Raw genomic sequence first — 2,007 nt, forward strand, 5'->3', positions numbered from 1 at the left:
CACCGAAGACGTGCCGCCAGTAGCGCCGCGCGATGGGCAGATCCTCGGCGTACGAGATCAGCGGCGCCCCGTGCAGCACGGCGGGCCCCTCGGCGGCGACCCGGTCCCGGCCGATCCGCTCGGCCCACCCGGGCGCGGCCACGAGGACGAACTCCTCGTCCGCCAGCGGCACCGCGCTCAGTGTGCGGCCGCGCGGCCGTGACGTGGCGATCGCCAGGTCGAAGCGGCCGCCGCGCAGCCCCTCCAGCAGACCGTCGGTCAGCCCGGTGGTGACCCGCAGTCGTACCCCCTGCCCGGTCAGCGGGGCGAGAGCGGGCAGCACCCGGGTGCACAGCAGCTCCGCCGGACCCGCCACATGGACCGGCTCCGGCACGACGTCCGCACCGAACCCGCCGCGGTCCGTGACCGTCGCGAGCGCGTCCAGCGGCGCCGCGACCTGCGCGGCGAGCTCGTCCGCGACCGAGGTCGACACCACGCCGCGCGGCCGCCGCTCGAACAGCTCACGCCCCAGCTGGTCCTCCAGGGACCGGATCTGCGTGGTCACCGTCGGCTGCGACAGCCCCAGCAGCCGCGCCGCCGCCGTGAACGAACCCGCCCGGTGCACGGCGAGAAAGGTCCGCAGCAGCGAGAGATCGAGCGGGGCGGCTGAGGCGGCAGTGCCATTGGATTCCCTATGGGGCATACGGAGAATCCTAGGCTCCGTCTATGGCCGAACCGCTTTCGGGCACCTGCCGCCCCTGCCGTACCAGGGCACCGTTCCGCCCTACGGCCGCGCCGCTCCCGTCGTCACCGTCCGTTCCGCCGAGAAGCCGCTCCATGTCCCGTCGGGCAGCTTCGCCCTGATCCGCACACGCTGGGTGACCCCGGCCTCGCGTCCCACGTAGAAGCTGTACGTGGCCTTGTCGCGGGGTGCGGTCCGGCCCCAGACGAGCGAGGTGGCGGGCTGCCGGTCGAGCTGGATCTGGTACTCGGTGATCACCCCGTCGATCGTCTCGGCATCCGGTGGAATCCAGGAGAGGTCGAGGTAGTACGCCCCGTCGGTGCGATGCGTCGAGGCCCGGAAGCCGGTCGGTGCCAGGCCGGTGCCCGAGTCCGCGCCCCTACCGTCGTCGGAGCCGGCGGCGGTCGTGATCCGTACGGCCGCGCTCGCGGGCGAGACGTTGTCCGCCGCGTCCCGCGCCCGGACCGTGAAGGAGTACCGCGTGCTCGGCCGCAGCCCCGTGACCACGGTCGCCGACTGTGCGCCGCCCACACTGTGGATCTTCGAATCGCCCTGATAGATGTCATAGGAGGCCACACCCCGGTCGTCCGTGGACCTGTCCCAGGACAACTGGGCGGCCCGGCTCCCGGCCGCCTTGCCGCGGGGGCGCTCCGGGGTGCTCGGGGCCCGTCCGTCGGCGGCGGTCGCGGCCGGAGTGGTGGCCCGCACCCGCTCACTGGGCGGTCCGAGCCGTCCGTCGGCGTCCCGCGCCCGTACGGAGAAGGCGTACGCGGTCGACGGCTTGAGCCTGGTGATGTCGACCATGTGGTCCGAACCCGTTACTTCCTTCACCATCGTGGTGCCGCGGTACACCTCGTAGCGGGCGACCTCGGGTTTCCCTGAGGCCCGGTTCCACATGACGTGCACGCTGGTGGAACTGCCCGCCGCCGCGGTGACGCCCGCCGGGGCCGCGGGCGGCCGGTCGCTGCCCGGGCCCTCACCGCCCCAGCCGCAGGACACCACCATGAGCAACGCGCCGCAGACCACCGCGGCTCGCAGGAGTACGCGTCGCACAGCCCTGCCCTCCCTCGACGGGAATGGTCCGGACCAATATGACCTGGTGGCCGTGACCACATCAAGAGGGCCGTGTTCGCGATATCGATCGGACGTTACGTATGCTGATGCTCTTCGCGGCTGAACTCGCCCTTGTCGTAGGGAAGTTCATGCCCACGGTGCGGAACGCTGTCGTCGCTGATCCCGCGCCGGCGAGGGCGGCCGGGCGGCCGGAGCCGACATCGGCTCCGGCC

At 72.6% G+C, this 2,007-nt stretch carries 2 protein-coding genes; both read right to left on the bottom strand.

Annotated elements, in window-relative coordinates; genetic code table 11:
* A partial coding sequence (locus tag O3Q52_RS52440; RefSeq protein ID WP_269655444.1) for a LysR family transcriptional regulator occupies positions 1-682 on the bottom strand: 682 nt, incomplete at its 3' end.
* A gap of 81 nt (positions 683-763) precedes the next feature.
* On the bottom strand, positions 764-1,726 hold the full coding sequence (locus O3Q52_RS52445) for a fibronectin type III domain-containing protein (RefSeq protein WP_269655445.1): 963 nt from the start codon (positions 1,724-1,726) through the stop codon (positions 764-766).
* Positions 1,727-2,007: the final 281 nt, after the last annotated feature.

The sequence above is a fragment of the Streptomyces sp. ActVer genome, assembly GCF_027270795.1.
Classification (GTDB): Bacteria; Actinomycetota; Actinomycetes; order Streptomycetales; family Streptomycetaceae; genus Streptomyces; species Streptomyces umbrinus_A.

What these genes read in the sequence shown, in the direction of transcription:
- O3Q52_RS52445 (WP_269655445.1), bottom strand. Translation starts at nt 1,726, where the DNA reads ATGGTGGTGTCCTGCGGCTGGGGCGGTGAGGGCCCGGGCAGCGACCGG.